The organism is Novosphingobium subterraneum (assembly GCF_000807925.1).
Lineage (GTDB): Bacteria > Pseudomonadota > Alphaproteobacteria > Sphingomonadales > Sphingomonadaceae > Novosphingobium > Novosphingobium subterraneum.
The window spans coordinates 151,977-158,710 of sequence record NZ_JRVC01000012.1; the positions used below are offsets into that span (position 1 = coordinate 151,977).

The window sequence follows — 6,734 nt, forward strand, 5'->3', positions numbered from 1 at the left end:
ATGCGCTGTTGCATGATAGTCACACCTGCAACCGCTTGGCTGCTGTTCCACGCCCAGCTTGCCGCAACGCGCCTTCCCGCATTCAGCGTGCTTGTAGCAATGCAGGCCTTTACAGAAGCGTGTTCGCTGCAACGCATGCCTTTATAGAAGCGTGCTTGCCGCAACGCACAATTGCGAGTAAGCGCGCGCCGAAACCGGAGCGAGCCTTGCTTGTGCCGACTCCAGCCGATTCCAACTGAAAGCCCGTTTTCATGTCCGCCCAGCAGCGCAATATCGCGATCATCGCCCACGTTGACCACGGCAAGACCACGCTCGTCGACCAGCTCTTCCGCCAGTCCGGCACTTTCCGCGACAATCAGCGCGTGGAAGAGCGCGCGATGGATTCCAACGATCTCGAAAAGGAACGCGGGATCACCATTCTCGCCAAGCCGACCTCGATCGAATGGAACGGCGTGCGCATCAACATCGTCGACACGCCCGGCCACGCCGACTTCGGTGGCGAGGTGGAGCGTATCCTCTCGATGGTCGACGGCGTGATCCTGCTGGTCGACAGCTCGGAAGGCGCGATGCCGCAGACGAAGTTCGTCACCGGCAAGGCGCTCGCCCTCGGCCTGCGCCCGATCGTCGTGGTAAACAAGGTCGACCGTCCGGACGAGCGCATCCAGGAAGTGCTCGACGAAGTGTTCGACCTCTTCGTCACGCTCGATGCCAACGACGAACAGCTCGAATTCCCCGTGCTCTACGCCTCGGGCCGCAATGGCTATGCCAGCACCGATCCCGATCGCCGCGAAGGCACGCTGGAGCCGATGTTCCAGCTCATCGTCGATCACGTGCCGCCGCCGAACCTCGATGAAGACGCACCGTTCACCTTCCTCGCCACGCTGCTGGATCGTGACAACTTCCTTGGCCGCGTGCTCACCGGCCGCGTCCAGTCGGGCGTGATCCGCGTCAACGATCCGATCCGTGCGCTCGACATGGACGGCAAGGTCATCGAAACCGGCCGCGCTTCCAAGATCATGACCTTCCGTGGCCTCGATCGCGTGCCGGTCGATGAAGCCCGCGCGGGCGACATCATCTCCCTCGCCGGCCTCACCGTCGCCACCGTGTCGAACACCATCGCCGCGCCGGAAGTCACCGTGCCGATCAAGGCCCAGCCGATCGACCCGCCGACCCTGTCTATGCGCTTTGCCGTGAACGACAGCCCGATGGCAGGCCGCGAAGGCAGCAAGGTCACCAGCCGCATGATCCGCGACCGTCTGGAGCGCGAGGCGGAATCCAACGTCGCCATCCGCATCACGGAATCGGCCGACAAGGACAGCTTCGAAGTCGCCGGCCGTGGCGAACTCCAGCTGGGCGTCCTGATCGAGACGATGCGCCGCGAAGGCTTCGAACTCGGCATCAGCCGCCCGCGCGTGTTGTTCCAGAAGGACGAGGACGGCAACCTGCTCGAACCGTACGAAACCGTCATGATCGACGTGGACGACGAGCACTCGGGCACCGTGGTTGACAAGATGGCCATGCGCAAGGCCGAGCTGACCGACATGCGCCCCTCGGGCGGCGGCAAGACCCGCATCACGTTCTCGGCCCCTTCGCGCGGGCTGATCGGCTACCACGGCGAATTCCTCTCGGACACCCGCGGCACCGGCATCATGAACCGCCTGTTCGAGAAGTACGGTCCGCACAAGGGCAAGATCGAGGGCCGCAAGAACGGCGTGCTGATCTCCAACGGCACCGGCGAAGCCGTTGCCTATGCGCTTGGTCCGCTTGAAGAGCGCGGCATCCTCTTCGTCGGCGTCGGCACCCCGCTCTACGAAGGCATGATCATCGGCGAGAACGCCAAGCCGGAAGACCTCGAGGTCAACCCGATGAAGTCCAAGCAGCTGACGAACTTCCGTTCGAGCGGCAAGGACGACGCCATCCGCCTGACCCCGCCCAAGATCATGACGCTGGAGCAGGCCATCGCCTACATCGACGACGATGAAATGGTCGAAGTCACGCCAAAGTCGATCCGCATCCGCAAGGCCATCCTCGACCCGAACGAGCGCAAGAAGGCGTCGCGGAAGAAGGAAGCGGCATAAGGAATAACAAAGGGCGGCTCCCTCGGGCCGCCCTTTTGCTTGTCCGTCAAGCGACGTGCGTAGAGCCGCTCCAACCTTCTCCGCACCGGCAGGCGGAAGGGTTCGGGGTGGGCATTCACCACCACGGGATGCTGACGCCCACGTCAGCATAAATGGCGAACAATCGCCAGCTTTCCTGAACAAAACAGGCACAAAAACCGCTGTCCTACAAGGCATCAGCTGACATAGCATCCCCGCCATGTCGCACCCTGCCCCCATCACGCTGCCCGCCAACACCACCACCGCTCAAACACCGGAAAACCGCCGATTTTCCTCGCTCCTGCAGGCAGGATGGGCCGGGGGTGGCCAGGTTCCGGGAATGCTGATTCGCCTGAACGACGCCCTCTTGGAAGGCGCAGGCCGCGCATTCCCACAGCCAATCGATCTGCCCCGATCGCTTGCCCGCGATTGCGCTCCTGAACTGTGTAAACAGCGTCAACCCTCTGGCGCCCGCCGGGCGGTCGACGAGGTCCGGCGCGATGCCCATGCGGGCCGCGCGGGACACGAAAAAGCTGCGGCGATGCATGTCGCCGCAGCTTCTCCGGGTTCGCTTTCCCGCGCGTTTCTGGCGCGCAGCAGGTATTTCGTCTCGTTCTTAGAAACGCAGGCCAACAGTAGCGCGCAGGGCGTGCGTGTCGAACACCCGGTCGGCAACCCGCAGGTTGGTCCCGCCGCCGTTCAGCAGGAACGGGTTGGTCGCAGGCGCGGTCCCCTGGCCCACTTCGACTTCATACTTGTCGTCCTGATACCGGCTGTAGAGGTACTCCAAACCCAGCGACAGGTTGTTCGACAGCATGATCTCGGTGCCGCCACCAGCCTGCCAGCCCCAGATCATCTTGCCGTCGTCGCGCTCGGTGAACGAATTGGCGGTATTGGTGGTCGAGAAATCATGATTGATCTTGGCGTAGCTGCCGCCACCGGTGACGTAGAACAGAGCGCCGCCGCCCGGGGTATAGCCAAGGCGCGCGCGCGCCGAAATGGCGTAGTCGAGCTGGCGGTCGATACGGTAGGACGCCGGCGTGGTGCTGAAAGCGGTCGAGCGATAGATCGATTCATTGCGCGAACCTTCGATCAGGCCGCCGAACACCATGTTGCCCGACCGCGCATCGAAGCCGACGCGAACGCCGTATTCCGCTCCCTGCTTGTCGGCCACGCATCCAGCCCCACGCTGTGCGCCCTGGGCACCGCAATTGGCGAAGCCAGGCGAGAACGCATTGGCGCCTGTCGTCGTCTGGACGGTATTGCCGTAGTTGCCATCGCGATCGGTATCGAACTCGAACTGGCCACGATTATTGCCGAGCAGACTGATGCCACCAAAGCCCTGGATGTAGACTCCGTCGAAGTGGCTGTCGCGATCAAAGCCATCGGCGGTGGTGGCCGTGGACATCGTGGTGTCGGAATTGTCCATGCTGTCCTGCGCCATGGCCGGAGCGGCGACGAGCGCCAGCGTCGCGGCCAGCGGCCACGTAAAAATGCTCTTCGAAGTCATTGATATTCCCTCTGGATTGCCTGAGACCGGTCGTGCAGCCCCAATCCCTGCGAGCGGGATTGGTTTCCGCAAAACCGCACCGGATCGGACGGGTACGGCACTTGGGGCAGGTTCAGTAGTCCGCCGCGCCCCAATTGCTGGGCGGATTCCGGTTTCCGGTATCCTTCGGAATTTCCGCCGCCATCTGCCGCGGCTGTTCGAAAGCCTGGGCACCCATGTAGCGATCGAATTCCTCAAGGAACCGCCGCGTCAGCCGCTTGTCTTCCTGCGGATCTATGGCGTGGCGCAGCTCCGGAAAGCGGCTGCCCTCTTCCTCGTAGACATGGTGGAGCACAGCACCGCGGATATGGCCAAGCTTGTCGCGCCAGTCCTGGCCCATCGGATCAAGCGTCTCCAATGCGCCCATCTGGATGCGCGTCATCGCGTGCTCCTCGAACGCCAGCCCAGCACTTGCCTTGCTGCTCTCATTGGCCATCGCTGGATAGAGAACTGCCTCTTCGGCATTGGCATGCGCGGTCAGCACCATCGAAAGGTCGCGCAGTGCGGCACGCCGCTCGGCGACGGAATTGGCGCCCAGCGCCAGTTCGAAGCATGCCTCGATGCGGCGATGATGTTCCAGCGCATGCGTCATCCAGTCGCCGGGCCGCGCCAAGGCCTGCGCCTTGTCTCGCGCCTCGCGACGATCTTCATCGCTTTCAGGTGGGGTGATGACGGCTACGATCTTGTCGAGAAAGGACATTTGCTCCACTCCTGCTGAGCCTTGCAGGGTGAGCGGACAGGCTTGGTGTCAGTTCCAAGGCTAGTTGCAGCGCTCGGCCAGTCGTGCAACGCCTGACGCGAACCGCGCAAAAGTCGCGCAAATCGGTCACCGTCACTCGCCATTCGGCTTCGGCCCGGCTATGGCGCAGCCGATGAGCGAGGCAAACTCCCCCTTCCCGACCGATCTTTCAAAGCTGCGCGTCGCGCTGTTCAGCGGCAACTACAATTACGTCCGCGATGGCGCGAACCAGGCGTTGAACCGCCTCGTCGGCTATCTTCTGCGCCAGGGCGCGGATGTCCGCATCTATGCCCCCAAGGTGGATGAACCCGCCTTCGAGGCAACCGGCACGCTGATCGGTGTACCCTCGTTCGCGATCCCGGGCCGTCCCGAGTATCGCTTCCCGCTTGCCCTGTCCCCACGCATCCGCCGCGATCTGGCCACGTTTGCCCCCCACGTCGTGCACGTCTCCTCACCCGACGTCGTCGCGCACCGCGCGGTTTCGTGGGCGCGACACCGCAGGCTTCCCATCCTCGCCTCGGTCCACACCCGGTTCGAGACCTACTTCCGCTACTACAACATGGCCTGGGCCGAACCCGTGGTCGAAGCCCTGATGCGTCGCTTCTACCGCCGCTGCGATGCGCTGGTCGCGCCGTCGGAATCGATGGCGCAGGTGCTGCGCGACCAGCGGATGAATTACGACATCGACATCTGGTCGCGCGGGGTCGATCGCGAGATCTTCCACCCCGGAGCGCGCAGTCTCGAATGGCGCCGCTCGCTCGGCATTGGTGATGACGAAGTGGTGATCGGCTTCCTTGGCCGCCTAGTCATGGAGAAAGGCCTCGATGTCTTTTCCGACTCGGTCGACCAGCTGGTGCGCAAGGGCGTCAAACATCGCGTGCTCGTGGTTGGTGAAGGCCCGGCACACGACTGGTTTGCCGCCCGGTTGCCCGATGCGGTCTTCGCCGGGTTCCAGGGCGGGCACGATCTCGGCCGCGCGGTCGCGAGCATGGACGTGCTTTTCAATCCGTCGGTCACCGAGACCTTCGGCAACGTCACTCTTGAAGCAATGGCTTGCCGCGTACCGGTCGTTGCCGCAGCAGCGACCGGAAGCCAGAGCCTCGTCGACGACAACGTATCGGGCCGCCTGATCACGCCGGGTGCCGTCCGCCAGTTTGCCGAGGCGCTGCGTTGCTATGTGGAAGACGCAGGGCTTCGCGCCCGCCACGGCATGGCGGGCGAGGAACGCAGTCTCGACTTCTCCTGGGACCGGATCAATCAGGCAGTCGCCGATACCTACCTCAGGCTGGTGCGCCAGAAGTCCAAGTCGCGGGCGGGTCAATAGACGCCAGGCTCAGTGCAGCACGCCTGCAGCCTTCATCCGGATCGCATACCACAGGAAGAACACGAGCGAGCCCCAGATCAGGAGGTTCATCGCCATCATTGCGCCCGAGTTCATGGATGTGGGCATCGTGCTGTCGAGAAGATGCGCAAGCTGGCTTGCGGCAAGGCCGCCCAGCGAAACCGCAAATGCCGTAACGGCATGGCGCGAACGCACCAGCAGCAGGAGCGAGCCTGCCAGCGAACCCCAGACACCAAGCGCCCAGAACGCGCTGAGCCAGGCGGGCATGGCGAGCATGTAGGCGATCTCGGCTTCAGTCATGCCGACGGACTTCATGTAACCAAACGGGTCGAGCTTGCTCATCGCGTAGTCGACGCAACCAAAGCTGTTCCATAACAGACTGATCACGCCGACAGCCCAGAGATGGCCCGGTGTCTTCACGGGATTGTCTTGCAGGTTATCCATGGGTCCTCTCCCCCTGTTACCCGGGGAGAGGATATCATGGCCCAATGCATCCTCAAAGCGGCGCGAAAGCGCGGATTCATGGAGCATCAGAGGCGTTCGATCCTGCGTGCGGCCTCGTCGAGGATGTCGGCAATGGCATGGGCAGTCTCGGTATCGAAACCTTCTGCCATGACGCGATTGCGCACGGCTGCGTGAAGGTTGCCCATTGCCCGGCGGACCGGCGGACTGTCCGCACGATCACGCTGTTCGCCCAGCGCCTTGAGCCGGGCGAGGACCGCGTCGATTTCCGCATCCTTGCCAACCAGTTCGGCCCGGCCACTGTCGGTAACAGCGAAAGCCTTGCGCGGGCCTTCACCTGCCTCTTCCGCGATCAGCCCTTCGTCAACCAGCAGGCTGAGCGTAGGGTAGACCACGCCCGGGCTTGGCGCATATTCGCCACTGGCAAGCTCGCCGATCGCGCGGATCAGGTCATAGCCATGGCGCGGCTGTTCTGCCACGAGATGCAGCAGAAGCAGGCGAAGCTCACCGCTACCGAACATGCGCCCGCCCCGACGACCGCCTCAT

Annotated in this window: 6 protein-coding genes; 2 read left to right on the forward strand and 4 right to left on the reverse strand. The window is 63.4% G+C overall.

Going from position 1 to position 6,734, the window contains the following annotated elements; genetic code table 11:
• Positions 1 to 251: 251 nt before the first annotated feature.
• Positions 252 to 2,078 (forward strand): translational GTPase TypA, encoded by a 1,827-nt coding sequence (gene typA, locus NJ75_RS13230; protein ID WP_039335228.1) that lies wholly within the window; start codon positions 252 to 254, stop codon positions 2,076 to 2,078.
• A 634-nt stretch (positions 2,079 to 2,712) separates the two neighbouring features.
• Here the strand turns inward: typA and NJ75_RS13240 are convergent.
• Both NJ75_RS13240 and NJ75_RS13245 read right to left on the reverse strand, forming a co-directional pair.
• Complete coding sequence (locus NJ75_RS13240) at positions 2,713 to 3,606, reverse strand: outer membrane protein (RefSeq protein ID WP_039335230.1); 894 nt, start codon at positions 3,604 to 3,606, stop codon at positions 2,713 to 2,715.
• 112 nt (positions 3,607 to 3,718) lie between these two features.
• Complete coding sequence (locus NJ75_RS13245) at positions 3,719 to 4,345, reverse strand: hemerythrin domain-containing protein (protein ID WP_039335232.1); 627 nt, start codon at positions 4,343 to 4,345, stop codon at positions 3,719 to 3,721.
• Positions 4,346 to 4,517: 172 nt separating this feature from the next.
• On the opposite strand from NJ75_RS13245, the gene NJ75_RS13250 reads away from it, so the two are divergent.
• Entirely contained in the window at positions 4,518 to 5,708 is a 1,191-nt protein-coding gene (locus NJ75_RS13250; RefSeq protein ID WP_039335294.1) for a glycosyltransferase family 4 protein, read from the forward strand.
• Between the two features lie 9 nt (positions 5,709 to 5,717).
• Here the strand turns inward: NJ75_RS13250 and NJ75_RS13255 are convergent, their stop codons facing one another.
• Entirely contained in the window at positions 5,718 to 6,170 is a 453-nt protein-coding gene (locus NJ75_RS13255) for a hypothetical protein (RefSeq protein WP_039335234.1), read from the reverse strand.
• An 86-nt stretch (positions 6,171 to 6,256) separates the two neighbouring features.
• Complete coding sequence (locus tag NJ75_RS13260) at positions 6,257 to 6,709, reverse strand: PadR family transcriptional regulator (protein WP_236727144.1); 453 nt, start codon at positions 6,707 to 6,709, stop codon at positions 6,257 to 6,259.
• Positions 6,710 to 6,734 lie beyond the last annotated feature (25 nt).